This window comes from Kineosporia sp. NBRC 101731, assembly GCF_030269305.1.
GTDB lineage: Bacteria > Actinomycetota > Actinomycetes > Actinomycetales > Kineosporiaceae > Kineosporia.
Genome location: NZ_BSTC01000001.1, coordinates 124,400 through 140,100, shown reverse-complemented (window position 1 = coordinate 140,100; position 15,701 = coordinate 124,400). Strand labels below are relative to the sequence as shown.

General features: G+C 67.9%; 12 protein-coding genes. 1 reads left to right on the top strand and 11 read right to left on the bottom strand.

Translation table 11 applies throughout. The annotated features are described in order from the left end of the window. Nucleotides 1–2 precede the first annotated feature (2 nt). From QSK05_RS00615 to QSK05_RS00575, 9 genes are all read right to left on the bottom strand, one after another. Nucleotides 3–1,226 (bottom strand): EAL and HDOD domain-containing protein, encoded by a 1,224-nt coding sequence (locus QSK05_RS00615; protein WP_285592762.1) that lies wholly within the window; start codon nucleotides 1,224–1,226, stop codon nucleotides 3–5. A gap of 318 nt (nucleotides 1,227–1,544) precedes the next feature. After that, nucleotides 1,545–2,834: a class I SAM-dependent methyltransferase gene (locus QSK05_RS00610; protein WP_502879721.1), complete on the bottom strand. Its 1,290-nt coding sequence runs from the start codon at nucleotides 2,832–2,834 to the stop codon at nucleotides 1,545–1,547. 254 nt (nucleotides 2,835–3,088) lie between these two features. Beyond that, entirely contained in the window at nucleotides 3,089–4,552 is a 1,464-nt protein-coding gene (locus tag QSK05_RS00605) for an FAD-binding oxidoreductase (protein WP_285592757.1), read from the bottom strand. A gap of 25 nt (nucleotides 4,553–4,577) precedes the next feature. Further along, nucleotides 4,578–6,221, bottom strand: coding sequence for a phosphoglucomutase (alpha-D-glucose-1,6-bisphosphate-dependent) (gene pgm, locus QSK05_RS00600; RefSeq protein ID WP_285592755.1), 1,644 nt, complete (start codon nucleotides 6,219–6,221; stop codon nucleotides 4,578–4,580). A 190-nt stretch (nucleotides 6,222–6,411) separates the two neighbouring features. Beyond that, nucleotides 6,412–6,807, bottom strand: coding sequence for a hypothetical protein (locus QSK05_RS00595; RefSeq protein WP_285592753.1), 396 nt, complete (start codon nucleotides 6,805–6,807; stop codon nucleotides 6,412–6,414). 98 nt (nucleotides 6,808–6,905) lie between these two features. Then, entirely contained in the window at nucleotides 6,906–8,093 is a 1,188-nt protein-coding gene (locus QSK05_RS00590) for a phosphotransferase (protein ID WP_285592751.1), read from the bottom strand. 2 nt (nucleotides 8,094–8,095) lie between these two features. Further along, the gene (locus QSK05_RS00585; RefSeq protein WP_285592749.1) at nucleotides 8,096–8,764 is read right to left on the bottom strand and encodes a response regulator transcription factor; all 669 of its coding nucleotides are present in this window, start codon (nucleotides 8,762–8,764) and stop codon (nucleotides 8,096–8,098) included. Beyond that, nucleotides 8,761–10,275 carry a sensor histidine kinase gene (locus QSK05_RS00580; protein WP_285592747.1) on the bottom strand — a complete coding sequence of 505 codons (1,515 nt, stop codon included), beginning with the start codon at nucleotides 10,273–10,275 and terminating at the stop codon, nucleotides 8,761–8,763. Before QSK05_RS00580 ends, QSK05_RS00585 begins: the two co-directional genes overlap by 4 nt. Then, nucleotides 10,272–10,697 carry a hypothetical protein gene (locus tag QSK05_RS00575; protein ID WP_285592746.1) on the bottom strand — a complete coding sequence of 142 codons (426 nt, stop codon included), beginning with the start codon at nucleotides 10,695–10,697 and terminating at the stop codon, nucleotides 10,272–10,274. Before QSK05_RS00575 ends, QSK05_RS00580 begins: the two co-directional genes overlap by 4 nt. 242 nt (nucleotides 10,698–10,939) lie before the next feature. Between QSK05_RS00575 and QSK05_RS00570 the strand changes: the two genes are divergently transcribed. Continuing rightward, complete coding sequence (locus QSK05_RS00570; protein WP_285592744.1) at nucleotides 10,940–11,824, top strand: Fpg/Nei family DNA glycosylase; 885 nt, start codon at nucleotides 10,940–10,942, stop codon at nucleotides 11,822–11,824. 45 nt (nucleotides 11,825–11,869) lie between these two features. On the opposite strand, the gene QSK05_RS00565 is transcribed toward QSK05_RS00570, so the two are convergent. Both QSK05_RS00565 and QSK05_RS00560 read right to left on the bottom strand, forming a co-directional pair. After that, a complete protein-coding gene (locus QSK05_RS00565) occupies nucleotides 11,870–13,648 on the bottom strand; it encodes a SpoIVB peptidase S55 domain-containing protein (protein WP_285592742.1) in 1,779 nt (592 codons plus the stop codon). A gap of 210 nt (nucleotides 13,649–13,858) precedes the next feature. Beyond that, a complete protein-coding gene (locus QSK05_RS00560; protein WP_285592740.1) occupies nucleotides 13,859–15,592 on the bottom strand; it encodes a SpoIVB peptidase S55 domain-containing protein in 1,734 nt (577 codons plus the stop codon). Nucleotides 15,593–15,701 lie beyond the last annotated feature (109 nt).

Sequence of the window (15,701 nt, the reverse complement as noted above, 5' to 3'; positions counted from 1 at the left end):
TGTCAGACAGACCGGGGCTTGCGTTCCTTGACGTTCGTGTAGCGCGTGGTCTCGGTGGTCCAGGCCAGCGCCTCCAGGTAGGCCTCGGCCATGGTCTGCAGCGGCACCGGACCACGCCGGGCCCCCACGAGATCCTTGTGCTCGTAGGCCCGCACCGACGCCAGCACCCGGCGCAGGGGATTCTTCGCGTCGCCGGTGAGTGCCGCGATGAGTTCCGGGGTCAGCATCGGCATCCGTTCCAGCAGGTCGGACGAGGGCAGGCCCAGTCCTTCGGCGATACCGTCGAGCAGGCCGGCCGTGAAGGCGGTGTCCGGGGCGTTGACGTGGCCCAGCTCGGCCACCCGCTCGCAGGTGCGGGCCCGGGTCAGCGCCACGACCATCGCGGTCTGGCTGGCCTGGTCGGGGGCCAGCGCGATCAGGATCAGCCAGGCCCGCAGCCGGCTCAGGCCGACCATCACCAGGGCATCGCGGATCGAGGAGACCTTGCGGGTGGAACCGGCCGCGGCGGAGTTCGCGATCCGCAACAGCCGATAGACCATGGCGGGGTCACGCCGGACGGCCCGTTCGATCTCCTCGGTGGTGGCGCTCGGGTCACTCAGCCGGCCGATCAGTTGCAGAGCCAGTTGCTGACCGGGGGAGAGCGTCTCGATCGACATCGTCTCCGGCCGGCCCAGGTAGTAGCCCTGGAACAGCTCGAAGCCCTCGGCGAGACAGCGCTCGTGCATCTGCGCGTCCTCGACCTTCTCGGCCAGGAGCCGGACGTTGTGCGGCCGGCACTTCTCCACCGTGAAGAGCACTTCGTCCCAGGTCATCGCCAGGACATCGATCTTGACGATGTCGGCCACCGCGAGCAGCGGCTCGGCCTCCTCGCTCCAGACGAAGTCGTCCAGGGCCAGACGGTAGCCCTGGGTCGCGAGCTTGAGCGCGCCGATCACGACCTCACGGTCGATGTGGATGGTTTCCACGATCTCCAGCACGGCGGCCTCGGGGGCGAACGGCAGGGGCAGATCGCCGACCAGGAAGCTCCGGGTCAGATTGATGAATCCGGGCTTGCCACCGAGCAGCTCGTCCGCCCCGAATTCGGCGAAGGCGGCCAGGATCGTCTGGGTGGTGGCCCGGTCGGTGTCCAGATCCGCGAAGGTTGCCCCGGCCGTGCTGCGAAAGAGCAGCTCATAACCGTAGAGGTGGCCGTTGGCGTCGTTGATCGCCTGGCGGGCCACATGCACGATCGCTCCGTTTCCGGAGGCCGGGGCTACGGCCGTCCAGATTGCTGCTCGACCGCTGGGCTTGCGGCTCCGTCGCTTCCTATCGGCCGGGGGCGGGGAACAGTTGAGCCCTGGCTGCCCCGATCGGGCCATCCTCACCACCACTGCGTATCCGTAGTTCCCCCCTACGGCCGAACCGGAAGATGCGTAGAGCCTTTCGTGGCCACTCTCTGCCTCTTCCGGAATGGTCCGTGGGGTGCGGGCACACCCCACGGACCGTGGTCCGGGGAGGATCGCCTGATCACGAACCAAGGAATGGGGGCAACCGGCGAACGTTCTCTAGACGCCCCAGTCGGGCCGCAGCGGCATGGTCGAGCGACCCCGCTCGTCCGGCTTCACGGCGAGCACCTGGTGCAGCTCGATCTGGCGCTTGTCGAAGCCCAGGCTGGAACCAGCCAGGTAGAGGCCCCAGATCTTGGCCGTCGCCTCGCCCACCTCGGCGACCGCGGCGTCCCAGTTCGCGACCAGGTTCTCGCACCAGGCCGCGCAGGTGCGCGCGTAGTGCTCGCGCAGGTTCTCCTCGTGCCGCATCTCCAGGCCGGAGTTCTGCAGTGCGACGATCAGGCCGCCGGCGCCGGTCAGCTCGCCGTCCGGGAAGATGTAGCGGTCGATGAAGCCACCACGGACGCGGGGCACGTGGACGTTGTCGGGCCGGGTGATGCTGTGGTTCAGCAACCGGCCGCCCGGTCGCAACTTGCTGCTCAGGAACTCGAAATAGGCCGGGTAGTTGCCCACCCCGATGTGCTCGGTGAGGCCGATCGAGCTGATCGCGTCGAAGTCGCCCTCGATCACGTCGCGGTAGTCGCTGAACCGCACCTCGGCCAGGTCTTCCAGTCCCTGCCGCTTGATCTCCTGCTGCGCCCAGTCGGCCTGCTCGGCGGAGAGGGTCACCCCCAGCACCTGCACGCCGTAGTGCTTGGCCGCGTGACGCACCATGCCGCCCCAGCCGCAGCCGACGTCCAGCAGACGCATGCCCGGCTTCAGGCCGAGCTTGCGGGCGACCAGGTCGTACTTGTTGTACTGGGCCTCTTCAAGCGTTGCGTTCTCGTGCGGGTAGCAGGCGCACGTGTACGTCATCGACTCGCCGAGCAGCATCTCGTAGAAAGTGTTGGAGACGTCGTAGTGGTGGTGGATGGCCTCGGCGTCGCGGTGCTTGGAGTGACGCAATCCCTCCAGGGCGCGGCGCCAGTCCGGCAGAGCTTCCTGCGGCGGGGGCGGTGGCGGGACGAGCCGCTTCATGCCCAGGCTGCGAGCGATCCGCAGAGCGGTGCGGACGTCGGGTCGCCGCCAGTGGAGCCGATCCATGGCAGCTAACAGAGGGTAAGGATTTCCCGGGTGAATACCGGTGATCTGAGCGTCACCGGTAATGTACGCCCGGGCCATGCCGAGCGAGCCCGGGGCAGTGGCCAGGTAGGCCACAGCGCGTGGAGTGTTGATCGAGACGGTGATCTCGGCGTCGGCCGGACCGGTCGCACTTCCGTCGTAAGCGACGAAGCGCACTGGTGAGGGCTCCATCAGGAGCACGTCGAAGATGTCCGCCAGAAGAAGGGGCTGGGCGTCGTCGTCCATTCGGCCCAGGATCGGTAAGAAGCTCAACTGGATCTCCTCGTGACTAATCTCCCGCGACGATCGCATCGTAAGTCGTCCTAACGATCATGGCGAGACGGAGCTCGAATCACTTTTAGTTACATCGAGCCCTCTTAGATTGAGGTACTAGTTGCCTCAAGCACAAGTAGTAATGATCCCGCATGCAACTACTTTGCCCGTTTTATGCACCCGCTGTGATGTGAATGTGCTGAGCGTCGCGGACGGGTATTACGCCTCTAGTGCCGTCCGACAACCTTTGCGTAAAGGTCGAGCAGCCTTGCGTCACCGTCGTACCGCTGCTTGAGAGCGGGGTAGTTCTCGCCGCCGTAGGCCGCCCAGAAAGTTGCCTCGTCGTAGAAGGCGTCTGAGTACAGCGACTTGTGGCCGTCGAACTCGGCCACCGCGGACTCGATCTCGCGGTTCTTGTCACCGTCGGCCCGGCCCGGCTCGATCGCCACAGTGCCCCAGAAACCGGCGTTGACGTAGGTCTCGCCGGCCCGGAGCGGGTAGAGCGTCCAAGGCTGCGAACCTGGTTCGGGGGTGCCGGCCGGTCCGGACTCCCGCAGGCGCAGCGGGCACAGCCACACCGGGGTCATCGGAACGTGATCGAGGTACCAGCGCAGGAAGTCCGCCGTGCGGGTCACGGGGAGCTCAACGTCCTGGATCACCCGTTCACGGGCAGGCTTACCCCGCCACTGGTCCAGTTTGGCGACAAAACCGTACTTCGTCTCCAGTCCGACCAGGTGGTGGAAGACGTCGCTGCGCCGGTACTTCGCCGGCCAGTACTTGCGCACCTTCGGGTTCTGCGCGCCGAATGCCGCCGAGCACCAGAACCAGTCGCTGTCCCAGCGCCACAGGTAGTCATGGATCGTCAGCTTGTCGGTCGAGCGGTACTGGATCGAGCGGTAGAAGGTGTGCTGGCCGGTGTAGTCGCTGAGGTCGCTCAGGTCGTCGGTCCAGGTGCCCAGCGTGAGGTAAGCCTCGGTGGCCGAGAAGACCACGCCGTCGAGAAAGTCGACCTCGGTGCCTTCCCACTCCCGCGAGGTGCTGACCGTTCCGATGGCCGCCGCGAGTTCGTCCAGGTCACCGAAACGCACGTGGCGCAGGGCCACGGCCGGCTTCACCGGCTCCAGCTCGATGCGCAGCCGGGTGGCGTAGCCGAGCGTGCCGTAGGAGTTGGGGAAACCGAAGTAGAGGTCGGAGTACTCACCCTCGGGCCGGGCCGTGACCAGACTGCCGTCGCCGGTGAGGATGTCCAGCTCCACCACCGCCTCGTGCGGCAGGCCGTTGCGGAACGAGGCCGACTCGATGCCCAGCCCGGTCACCGCCCCGCCCAGGGTGATCGTCTTCAGCTGAGGCACGACCGTGGGCATCAGGCCGTACGGCAACGTGGCCGCCACCAGCGTCTCGTAGGTGCACATCGCCTGGACGTCGGCGGTGCGCGCCGTGGTGTCGATGGAGATGACGCCGTCCAGACCCGACACGTCCAGACCCGTGGTGGTGCCCACGGCCCGGTCGCGGAACAGGTTGGACGTGCGCTTGGCCAGCCGCACGCGCTGCCCGGCCGGGATCGCCCGGTACGAGGCCAGCAGTTTGTCCACCGCGATCCGGTGCGCCTGCGCGCCCCGGACCAGGGAGATCACCGGAGCAACGGTGGAGGTGGACAGGATGGGAGTGACCGTGGTCTGGATCGACGTCATCTTCAGCCTGGTTCTCGCTAGTTCTTCAAAGGACCTCGGACACCAGGTCCTTCGCGGCCTGCTGCACCTGAGCGAGGTGCTCGGGGCCTCGGTAGGACTCGGCGTAGATCTTGTACACGTCCTCGGTACCGGAGGGACGCGCGGCGAACCAGGCGCTCTCGGTGGTGACCTTGAGGCCGCCGATCGCCGCGCCATTGCCCGGCGCCGCGGTGAGCGTCGCCGTGATCGGTTCGCCGGCCAGCTCGGTGGCGGTGACCTGCTCCGGCGACAACTTGGCCAGAACGGCTTTCTGTTCCCGGCTCGCGGGGGCGTCGATGCGCGCGTACACCGGGTCGCCGTGCTTCTCCACCAGCTCGGCGTACAGCTGGCTCGGCGTCTTGCCCGTCTTCACGGTGATCTCGCTGGCCAGCAGGGCGAGCAGAATGCCGTCCTTGTCGGTGGTCCAGGCGGTGCCGTCCTTGCGCAGGAACGACGCGCCCGCCGACTCCTCGCCGCCGAACCCGACAGACCCGTCGAGCAGGCCCGGCACGAACCACTTGAAGCCGACCGGCACCTCGACGAGCTTGCGGCCCAGGTCAGCGGCGACCCGGTCGATCATCGACGACGACACCAGCGTCTTGCCGATGCCGGCGTCTGCCGACCACCCCGTGCGCGACGCGAACAGGTAGTTGATCGCCACCGCGAGGTAGTGGTTCGGGTTCATCAGGCCGCCGTCCGGCGTGACGATGCCGTGCCGGTCGGAGTCCGCGTCGTTGCCCGTGGCCAGGTCGTACTGATCCTTCGCCCCGATCAGCGAGGCCATCGCCGACGGTGACGAGCAGTCCATCCGGATCTTGCCGTCCCAGTCCAGCGTCATGAACCGGAAGGTGGAGTCGACCAGCGGGTTCACCACGTCGAGGTTGAGCCCGTGCCGTTGCGCGATCTCGCCCCAGTAGGCCACCGCCGCACCGCCCAGCGGGTCGGCGCCGATGTGCAGCCCGTGCTCGCGGACCGCGTCCAGGTCGAGGATGTTCGGCAGGTCGTCGACGTAGGTGCCGAGGAAGTCGTAGGTGCCGGTGGTCTCTGCCTTCACCGCCCGGTCGAACGGAATGCGCTTCACCCCGGACAATTTCGCTACCAGCAGCGCATTGGCGCGGTTCGCGATCCATCCGGTGGCGTCGGTGTCGGCGGGGCCGCCGTGCGGCGGGTTGTACTTGAAACCACCGTCGGCGGGCGGGTTGTGGGAGGGCGTGACGACGATGCCGTCGGCCCGGCCGGAGTCGTCGGTGGCCCGGCCCCGATTGTAGGTGAGGATCGCGTGCGACACCGCCGGGGTGGGCGTGTATCCGTTGCGGTCGTCGATGAGCGTGCGGACGCCGTTGGCAGCCAGCACCTCCAGCGCGCTCGCCCAGGCGGGCTCGGAGAGGGCGTGGGTGTCGCGGCCGATGAACAGGGGCCCGGCAATGTTCTGCCCGGCGCGATAATCGCAGATGGCCTGTGTGGTGGCCAGGATGTGCGATTCGTTGAACGAGCCGCTCAGACTGCTGCCGCGGTGCCCGGAGGTGCCGAAGGAGACCTTCTGCCCGGCCTCGGACGGGTCGGGCTGAATGGTGTAGTAGCTGGTCACGACGTGTGCGACGTCGATCAGATCTTCCGGCTGAGCCGGCGATCCGGCCCGGTCGTGTGGCATGACTCCTCCTGACAGCGCGGGACGCATTTCCCCGCCCGTGAGGCTAGTCGATGACCAGTCGCCGGAACCGCCCACCCACCGCTAAGTCCCTCGTGATCATGCAAAACCTCCCCAGAGTTCTAGAACTCTTAGCGCTGCAGTTCTAGAACTCCGGGGAGGTTTTGCATGATCACGGCAGGGTTTTGGGGGGTCAGTCGTTCGGCGTGTTCGCCGTGTTGGTGTCGTTCGGGGTGTTGACGTCATTGGCCGAGTCCACGTCGTTCGGGGTGTTGTCGACGTCGTTCGGGGTGTCGGCCGTGTTCGAGGTGTTCGACGTGTCGACGTCGTTGGGGGTGTTCGGGGTGTTGTCCTGGTCGTTCGGGGTGTCGGCCGTGTTGCTGGTGTTGGCCGTGTCGAGAGCGTCGACATCCTGGCCCGAGGACGTGGCGCTGGGGTCGGCCGTGGCCGACGGGGTTGCGCCGGCGGTCACCTGGGCACGGTCCTTCAGGTCGGGGGTGCTCTCGGCCATTGCGGCGCCGGCGGTGGCGGCGCTCACGCCCAGCACGGCCGCGGTTCCGACGATGACCCAGTTCTTCCGGACCTTCATGATGTTTTCCTCCGCTGCTCTCGGATGTCCTTGTGAGAACTACTTTCCCGAGCGAAGGTGAGGCCTTCAGGAGAGCCGGATGAAAGGACTCTCATGCTTCAGGGGCGGTCCTGGAGGAGGTCTTCCATCCGGTCGAGCAGGCGGGTGGTGGCGGTCTGCCATTCCGGGCGCTGCACCCGGTGCGGGCCGGTGGCCAGGCTCATCAGCACGCCGGCGGTGCGCAGCCGGAGCTGGTCGGCGTCGACCCGCTGCTCGAAGACCGGCCTCCAGAGCCGGGACATGGCGTACGAGCGGTCGGCATGGCGGGGAGAGCTCAGGGCCAGGGCCTCGCAGTGGGCGAGGGCGGTGGCCAGATCGTCGGCGCGGCAGCCGGGCCCGACCGTGTCCACGTCGAGAAGGCCGACGATACGGCCCCCGTGATCGACTGTCAGCTGGGCCTCGTAGAAGTCACCGTGCGTCGGATCAGAGCCCAGGCCGGTGTCTTTCAGGCCTTCGGCGACGATGCCGGCGAGCTGCCGGGCCCGCTCGGCCTCGGTGGGCAGGGCGTGGCTGATCAGTTCGGCGTACTGCGGGGCTCGACGGCTCCACGGCCGCCGCCGGTTGAGGCCGAGCACCGCCGAGGGCAGTCGGTCCAGGACCGACAACACGTTGTTCGCGTCGGGCAGGCCGGCCCCGGCAGACATCAGACGGCGGCGTAGCGGGGTACCGGGCAGGTTCTCCAGCACCAGCAGTCCGTCATCGGTCCAGCCCAGGCTGTGGGGTACGGGAACTCCGGCCTTGTAGAGCATTTCGTGACGCCGGTGCAAGGCCTCGACGTCGCCGGGCGGCAGCACCTTGGCGTAGATCACCCCGCCCGCCGCACTGATCCGGATCACCGCACGGCGTTTCGGGCGGTAGGAGACCAGATCGGTGCGCAGGTCGCCCGGATCGATCCCGAACGAGCGCAGCAGTTCGGTCAGGGCGGGGACCTGCATCGCCGTGGTCAGGCCGGGTAGGCCCGGATCGTCGGGAAGACGCCAGACACAGACCCGATTCTCACCGTCCGAGAGGGTGAGAGCTCCCGGCACCTGGGGCGGTTCGTCGTCCGGTGCGAGAGAAGACGCGCCGAGCACGTCGTCCGTACGCCCCGACGGCCACTGGACCGTCGCCTGGTAGGCGACCGTGGTGACCGCACCCCGATGATCGACCTGGGTGACCCGCCAGTCTTCCAGGTGCCCGCCCGCGGTGGAGAGCGCCGCTTCCAGCAACTCGCCCGCGTCCGGTCCGGTCAGCATGTCCAGTGCCATGGTCAGGCCACCTCGACGAGTCGGTATCCCATACCTCGGACGGTTTCGAACCACTGCACGCCGAGCTTCTTGCGCAGGTAACGCACGTAGACGTCGACCACGTTCGAGCCCGGGTCGAAGTCGTAACCCCATACGTGACTGAGCAGCTGTTCCCGGCTGAGTACTTGTCCAGGATGTCGGACAAAGGTCTCGGCCAGAGCGAACTCACGTGCGGACAATTCAACTGTCCTACCCTCGACCGCGGCCCGGCGGCTGCGCAGGTCGAGCGCCAGCGCGCCGTGCGTGAGCACCGTGAGCTCGGGCTCGCGCGGGTCCTCCCGCAGGCGCAACCGGATGCGGGCGAGCAGTTCCTCGAACCGGAACGGCTTGGACATGTAGTCGTCCGCCCCTCCCTCCAGACCCGCCACCGTGTCGGTGATCGACTGGCGCGCGGTCAGAATGATCACCGGCAGCGTGCTCCGGTCGGTCCGCAGACGCTTGAGCACCTCGAACCCGTCCAGACCGGGCAGGCCGATGTCCAGCACCAGCAGGTCGAACTCGCCACTGCTCGCATAGTCCAGCGCGCTGACGCCGTCGTCGACCACCGTCGGGGTGAAACCGGCGGCGCGCAGGCCTTTTGAGACGAAAGAGGCGATGCGCGCCTCGTCCTCCGCCACCAGGATCCGGTTCACGGCACCTCCTGTACGAGGGGAATGGTCTGGGCGGACGCCGGAACCGGCGCCCGGGGGACGGTCAGGGTGAACACCGCGCCGGGTTCACCCGGCGGCGAGGTCAGCGCCACCGAGCCGTCGTGGGCCGCGGCGATGGCGCCGACGATGGACAGGCCCAGTCCGGAGCCCTCCATCCGGCGGGCGTCGCCACCGCGACCGAACCGCTCGAAGATGCGTTCCGCGTCCTTGATCGAAACTCCGGGCCCACCGTCCCGCACCCACAGATGCACCGTCCGGCCCTCGGCCCGGCTGCCGAAGGCGATCACCTGACCGGGGGCCGTGTACTTCACCGCATTGTGGGCCAGCTGGAGCAGCCCCTGGGTGATGCGCTGCGGGTCGGCGTCGATCCAGGCCGGCGTCTGCTCGTCCAGCCGCCATTCGCGATCGGCCAGCCCCACGGCCTTCTCCAGCACATCGGTCATCAACTCGTCCACGGCGACCGGTTCCCGGTGGACGAAGTCGGGGCGCTTCGTCTGGGCCAGCAGGATCAGGTCCTGCACCAGCCGGGCCATCCGGTCGAGCTCGTCCAGCACCAGCGCGCGGGTCTCCTCGACGTCGCCCGGATCGTGCGCGGCCATCAGTTCCAGGTGCCCGCGAATGATCGTGATCGGCGTCTTCAGCTCGTGCCCGGCGTCGTCCAGGAACTCCTGCTGGGTCCGGAACGCGTGCTCCAGACGGTCGAGCATGCGGTTGAACGTCACCGCGATCTCGCTGATGTCGTCCGTGCCGGTGACCTCGATGCGCTCGGTGAGGTCGTTGTGCGAGATCCGCTCGGCGGTGGCGCGCAACTGACGCAGAGGCCGCAGCAACCGCCCGGCGACCAGCCAGCCCGCCACCCCGACCACGATCAGCGAGACCAGTGACACCACGGCGAAACGCTGCGCCATCTGGGTGACCTCCTGGCGGTTGCGCTCCAGCGACTGGGCGATCACGTAGCTGCCCACCGTGTTCTCGCCACCCACCGATACCTGCACCGCCGCATAACGGATCCGGCCGGCCCGGGTGTCGATCTCCCGCAGTCGCACCGGCGCGTCCACCGGCAGGGCCGCCACGGCGGCCACCAGCTCCGGCTCCTCCTCCAGGTTCACGAAGCGCTCGCTGGAGGGCACGAATTGAGGACGCCCTCCCACCATGGTCAGGAACGTCTCGTCCCGGTCGGGAGCCTGTTTCTGGAGAGCCGACTGCAGAAGGGCCCCGACCGAGGTGAACGGCTTGCCGGTGGACGGGTCGGTGGGGACGCCGCTGCTGGGCTCGGCAATGTCGCGGAATTCCTGCACCTCGGTGCGCAGCGCCTCGTTCACCCGTTCATTCAGGGAGGCGCGCTGCATGAGCACGATCGTGATACCCGCCCCGAGCATGCCCAGTGCTGTCAGCACGAGCACGGTGGCCAGGATGCGGGTGCGTACCCCGATTCTGGGACGCCAGGCCGACCCGCGTCGCGGGCCGGGAAACAGCGAGGTCACAGCGGTCATCGTCCATCATCGTCGCCGTCGTCCGGGTCGTCGTCGTCCTCGTCAGGTTCGTCGTCGGGCTCGTCCTCGTCGGGCTCGTCGTCGTCCGGTTCGTTCTCCTCGGGTTCGTTCTCGTCGTCATCGTCCGCCACGCTCTGGGGCTCCGCCACCCCTACCTTGTCGGCGTGGTCGTCCCCGTCGTCCGAATCGTCGTCATCCGGGGAGGAGGTGGCCGAGGGCGGGGTGACCGGCGTGACGTTGCCGTTGGCCGGCGTCGGGTCGGCGGAGGCGTCGAGGCTCGCGACCACGGCCGGTCCGAGGTCGGTGTTCCGGTCGGTGTTCCGGTCGGCGGTGTCACCGGAGGCCGAGGTGGCGAACGCGAACACGGCGAGCCCGCCCGCGCCCAGCAGGCCGGCGGGGATGAGCAGATGACGGCGTCCCATAACTGTGAGCTTGGGGGAGTGGAAGTGAGGACAGATGAGAGCGAGATGAGAGAGCTCTCATGTGGCCTGGCCCCGGGCCTGTCCCTGCGACCTGCCACCCACCCGGGTCTTTGGACACCGTCGGCACCCCACCCGGTTGAGGCGCGGATCCGCCTCGGTGCTGCACCCTGATCCGAGGAGTAATTTTATGATCGCCCTCCGCAGTCCTGGCCCAGTGGCCCTCCCCGATGCATGCTGGTCACGTGCCTGAGCTGCCCGAGGTCGAGGCCCTCGCCGGATTCCTACGGGAACGGCTGGTGGGGCGTGCCGTGAACGGTGTGGAGATCGGTGCGATCAGCGCGCTGAAGACCTACGATCCGCCGCCCACGGCGCTGGGTGGGCTCACCGTGACCGCGGTGAACCGGCACGGCAAGTTTCTCGATCTCGACGTCGACGGCCTGCACCTGGTCTTTCACCTGGCCCGGGCCGGCTGGCTGCGCTGGAGCGACACCGCGCCCAAGGCGATGCTGAAGCCCGGCAAGAGCCCGCTGGCCCTGCGGGTGCGATTCACGCCGCATCTCGACGACCCGGACGACGACTCCACGCCTGGTTTCGACCTGAGTGAGGCCGGCACCCGCAAACGGCTGGCCATCTACGTGGTGAGAACTCCGGATGAGGTGCCGGGCATTCACACCCTCGGGCCTGATCCGCTGGACGAGGCCTTCACCCGTGACGTGTTCGCCCAGATCCTCGGTCGCAACCAGCAGATCAAAGGCCTGCTGCGGGACCAGAGCGTGATCGCGGGGGTGGGCAACGCCTACAGCGACGAAGTGCTGCACGCCGCGAAGATGTCCCCCTTCGCCATGGCGGCGAAGCTGAGCGACGAGCAGATCACCTCGTTGTACGAGGCTCTGCAGAACACGCTGCGCACGGCGATCACGGCCGCGGCGGGCAAGCCCGCGAAGGAACTGAAAGATGCCAAGCGCGCGGGCCTGGCCGTGCACGCGCGGACCGGCGAGAAGTGCCCGGTGTGCGGTGACGTGGTGCGCGAGGTGTCGTTCGCCGACTCGTCCTTGCAGTACTGCGCCACCTGCCAGACCGGCGGCAAGATCCTGGCCGACCGCCGGATGTCCCGCCTGCTGAAATAGCGAGAGGCCCCGCTCCGGTCCGGAACGGGGCCTCCCAGCTGGGTCTTACTTCACGGTGACGGCTACCTGGGTGGAGTAGTAGGCGATGGCGCCGTTGACTTCGGCGTCACGCTTACTGGTCACCTTCGTGCCCTCCGGCGAGTCCAGGTCGACCTGGCTCACCAGCTGGTTGCCCGAAGGCGTCTCGTTCAGCTGGGTCAGCAACTCGTCGAGCGAGTTCGGCTCCTTGTACTCGTTGTAGACGCTGCGTCCGTCGGAGACGGTCAGCGTGCCGGTGTAGCCGCTGGTGCCCTCCGGCACGGAGACCGTGAGCGGAACCGTGACGGTGTCGCTGTTGCGGTAGCCGCTGAGGGTGGCACGCACCGGGATGCTGCTGTTGGGCGCGACGTCGGTCACATCCTTCAGCGGGATCCACTTGCCCTTCTCCTTGGTCTGGACACTGCTCACCCGGTACTGCTTGACGGCCGTCGACACCTTGCCGGTGATCTTCACGCCGGTGATGTCGACTTCTTCGTACGGCTGCGAAACCAGCGGGGCCAGAAGGAAGTACAGGCTGTCGGCGGTGGCGTAGCTGATGTCGTAGCTGTCGGAGAAGTAGTCGTCGTGGGTGATCTTGAACTTCTTGCCGTTGGCCCGGGTGCCCTTCACCGTGATCTTCACCTGGGACGAACCCTGCGACTGCACGCCGAGGGCCTTCACCACCGCGGCCTGCAGATGCAGGGCCGCGACGTCGGCAGCCCACGGCTGGTAGACGCCCGTGGTGCTACCGGTGACGGTCTTGCCCTGGTCGTTGACCAGCGAAGTGGTCACCGGGTACTCGTGCTCCGGGGCCTGGCCGAGCGTGCTGCGGATGCCGCTCGTGCCGTCCCAGGTGACCGTGCCGACCGGGCCGCCGGGGTTGCCCACCTTGAACGGGCCCCAGACCGGGTCGGGCTGCACGTAGACGGCCTCGGCCGGGTGCGCGCTGTAGTCCGACGGGCCGACCGAGAGGAACGGGTGGCCGAATGCGACGGCCGTGTCGTCGCAGACGTAGGTGGTGGTGCCCAGGGCGAAGAGCGAGACGTCGCCGTACGAGAAGGCGGCCGCATAGTTCGAGCCGGCGGTGATCTCGCTGGGTGACGACTTCACCCCGGACTTCGCCTTCCCGGCACCCGCCCGGACGGCTGTACCGCTGTCCTTGGTGATGCCCTCCAGGAAGTGCTTGGTGTTCTTCGTGGCCAGACCGGAGGCGCTGATCGGCACGGCCAGACGCTGGAAACCCTTATCGGCCGTGGCCTTCGTGGCCTCACCGGTCTTGGCGATCCGCTCGGCCACCGGGCCCGGCACAGCGATCTTCGGGTTCGCCTGGGTCGCTGCCCTCCGGGCGTTCGAGGGGTCGTTGCGCAGGGCGAGCAGGTCTTCGGCCGGTGTGATGCCCGCGATGTTCGAGGGCGTCACCAGGCCGTACGAGACTGACCCGATCAGCTTGCCGTCCGCGGTGTACACCGGCGACCCGGACATGCCGGCCCAGACACCGCCTGCCCGCTCCAGGGCGGGCGAGTCGAGGTCGGCCATGATCATGTCGATGCCGGGTGCGATGCCGTCGGTCACCCGCCCCAGCACCTTGGCCGTGAATGCGTCTGCCTTGGTGCCCTTCTCGACGGTGTAGCCGGTGCCGCTGACCCCGTCGACCGCCTGGTCGGTGGGCAGTGCCGTCGGGCAGTTGTCCGGCAACGTCGGCGCGGCCGACGACGTTGCGGCCGGAAGCGCTACCAGAAGAGCGGAGACGGCGGCGGTCGTGATGACACCGCAGGCCGCCCGCGAGGTGATGCGAGGAATGGACATGGAGCCCCCACTTGTCCGAGAACTGCCCGGCACCACTGTGCCGGGCAGGCCTGAAGGGCCGCCCGCGCAAGCGCGGTGCTGCAACCCCCCAGTTGCATCGGTAACTCTATGGCCTCAGAAAGTGGCAGGGGAACAATCCTTTCGGTCATGTTTCGATGAAAAAGGGCCCCGTTCCGAAAAGAACGGGGCCCTTCGTCGTCAACTATTCGGTCATTTCACGGTTACCGGCACCAGCTTGAGGTAGGAGCTCACGGCGCCCGGCAGCCTGGTCTTCCGCACGCTGCTCACCAGTGCGCCGGTCGGGCTGTCCAGGTCGATCCGGCTCACCACGGCATCGTTCGAGGGCATGGCGTTGATCTGCTGGATCAGGGCGGTGAGAGACTTCGGTTCCTTGTCCGGCGTGGTGGCGGACAGGCCGTCGGAGAGGGTGAGAGTACCGACATGGCCGCGGCTCTTCGTCGGGACGGCGACGGTGACCGGCACGGTCACGGTCTGGGCGCTGCGGTAGGCGGTGAGCGTGGCCCGCAGGGGGATCGTGCCGCCGGCCGTCACCTTCTGCATGCCCTTCAGTGCCTGCCACGTGCCGTGCCTCTTCACCTCGACCTTGGTGACCCGGTACTGCTTCACCGTGGTCGCGACCGAGCCCGTCACCGTGATGCTGGTGATGTTGACGTCTTCGTAGGACTGCCCGAGCAGTTGCGTCAGCATGTAGTAGATGCTGTCGGCCGCGGGGAAGCTGACGTCGAGAGTGTCGGCGAAGTGGTCACTGTGGCTCAGGGTGAAGGTTTTCCCACCGGCCCGGGTGCCCTTCACAGTGATCTTGACTGCGACCGAGCCCGCCCCCTGCGATCCGTTGGCCTTCACGATCGCACTCTGCAGGTGCAGCGCCGCGATGTCGGCGGCGTAGGGCTGGTACACGCCCACGGTCTGGCCGGTGACGGTCTTCCCGTCTTCGTTCTTCAGCGACGTGGTGATCGGGAACTGGTGCCGGGGTGCCTGCCCGAGCGTGCTGCGCAGGCCGATCGTGCCGTCGCGGGTGACCGTGCCGACCACGCCTCCCGGATTACCCACCTTGAACGGGCCGTTCACCGGATCGGCCTGGACATACACAGCGCTCGCCGGGTGCACGCCGTACTCGGCCCGGCCCGCGTTGAGGAAGGGATGACCGAACGCGACCGCGGTGCCGTTGCAGGCGTAGGTGGTGGTGCCCAGACCGGAGAGGGAGACGTCGCCGTAGGACAGGGCCGCCGCATAGTTCGACCCGGCGAAGATCTCGCTCGGCGACGACGTGGCCTTGACACCGATCGTGGCGCCACCCGCCTGCACAGCCATCCCGCTGGTCTTGCTGATGCTCCTGAGGAATCGGCCGGTGTTCTTCCGGGCCAGGCCGGAAGCACTCACCGGCACCGGAAGGCGTTCGAAACCCTTACTCGCCAGCGCCTTCGACACCTCGCCGGTCTGGGCGAGGCGCGCGGCCCGGAGGCCGGAGACCTTGACCTTCGTGGCGCCGCCGGTTGTAGTGCTCAGTGCCAGCAGGTCTTCCGCGGGGGTGATGCCCGCGATCTTCGACGACGCGGCCAGGCCGTAGGAGACCGAGCCGATCAGCCGGCCGTCGGAGGTGTAGACCGGTGAGCCGGACATGCCCGCCCAGACCCCGCCCGCCCGTTCGAGGGCCGGGGAGTCGACCTCTGCCATGATCATGTCGACGCCGGGGGCGATGCCGCTGGTGACCCGGCCCAGGACCGTGGCCGTGAACGTCTCGGTACCGGTGCCTCGTTCGACCGTGTACCCGGTGCCGGTCACGCCGTCGACCGCGTCGGCCGTGGGGAATGCCCTCGGGCAGTCGGTCGCCGCGGCGAGCGAGGAAGACGCCGGAAGCGCCACGAGAAGACCGGAAACCGCTGCGGCCGCGAAAAACCCACAGGCCACACGAGACCTGGACATGGTGCCCCCACTGAGCTGGAGTACGGCCGGCACGTCTGTGCCGGCCGCCCCTGGTGAATCGCCGCGGCTTTCCGGGCGCCGGCGACCCCATGGTGTGGAAACCATATGC

Excerpts from the sequence above, each read along its gene's own strand:
- QSK05_RS00610 (WP_502879721.1), bottom strand. The coding sequence starts at position 2,834 with ATGGACGACGACGCCCAGCCCCTTCTTCTGGCGGACATCTTCGACGTG.
- QSK05_RS00605 (WP_285592757.1), bottom strand. The coding sequence starts at position 4,552 with ATGACGTCGATCCAGACCACGGTCACTCCCATCCTGTCCACCTCCACC.
- pgm (WP_285592755.1), bottom strand. The coding sequence starts at position 6,221 with ATGCCACACGACCGGGCCGGATCGCCGGCTCAGCCGGAAGATCTGATC.
- QSK05_RS00595 (WP_285592753.1), bottom strand. The coding sequence starts at position 6,807 with ATGAAGGTCCGGAAGAACTGGGTCATCGTCGGAACCGCGGCCGTGCTG.
- QSK05_RS00590 (WP_285592751.1), bottom strand. The coding sequence starts at position 8,093 with ATGGCACTGGACATGCTGACCGGACCGGACGCGGGCGAGTTGCTGGAA.
- QSK05_RS00580 (WP_285592747.1), bottom strand. The coding sequence starts at position 10,275 with ATGACCGCTGTGACCTCGCTGTTTCCCGGCCCGCGACGCGGGTCGGCC.
- QSK05_RS00575 (WP_285592746.1), bottom strand. The coding sequence starts at position 10,697 with ATGGGACGCCGTCATCTGCTCATCCCCGCCGGCCTGCTGGGCGCGGGC.
- QSK05_RS00565 (WP_285592742.1), bottom strand. The coding sequence starts at position 13,648 with ATGTCCATTCCTCGCATCACCTCGCGGGCGGCCTGCGGTGTCATCACG.
- QSK05_RS00560 (WP_285592740.1), bottom strand. The coding sequence starts at position 15,592 with ATGTCCAGGTCTCGTGTGGCCTGTGGGTTTTTCGCGGCCGCAGCGGTT.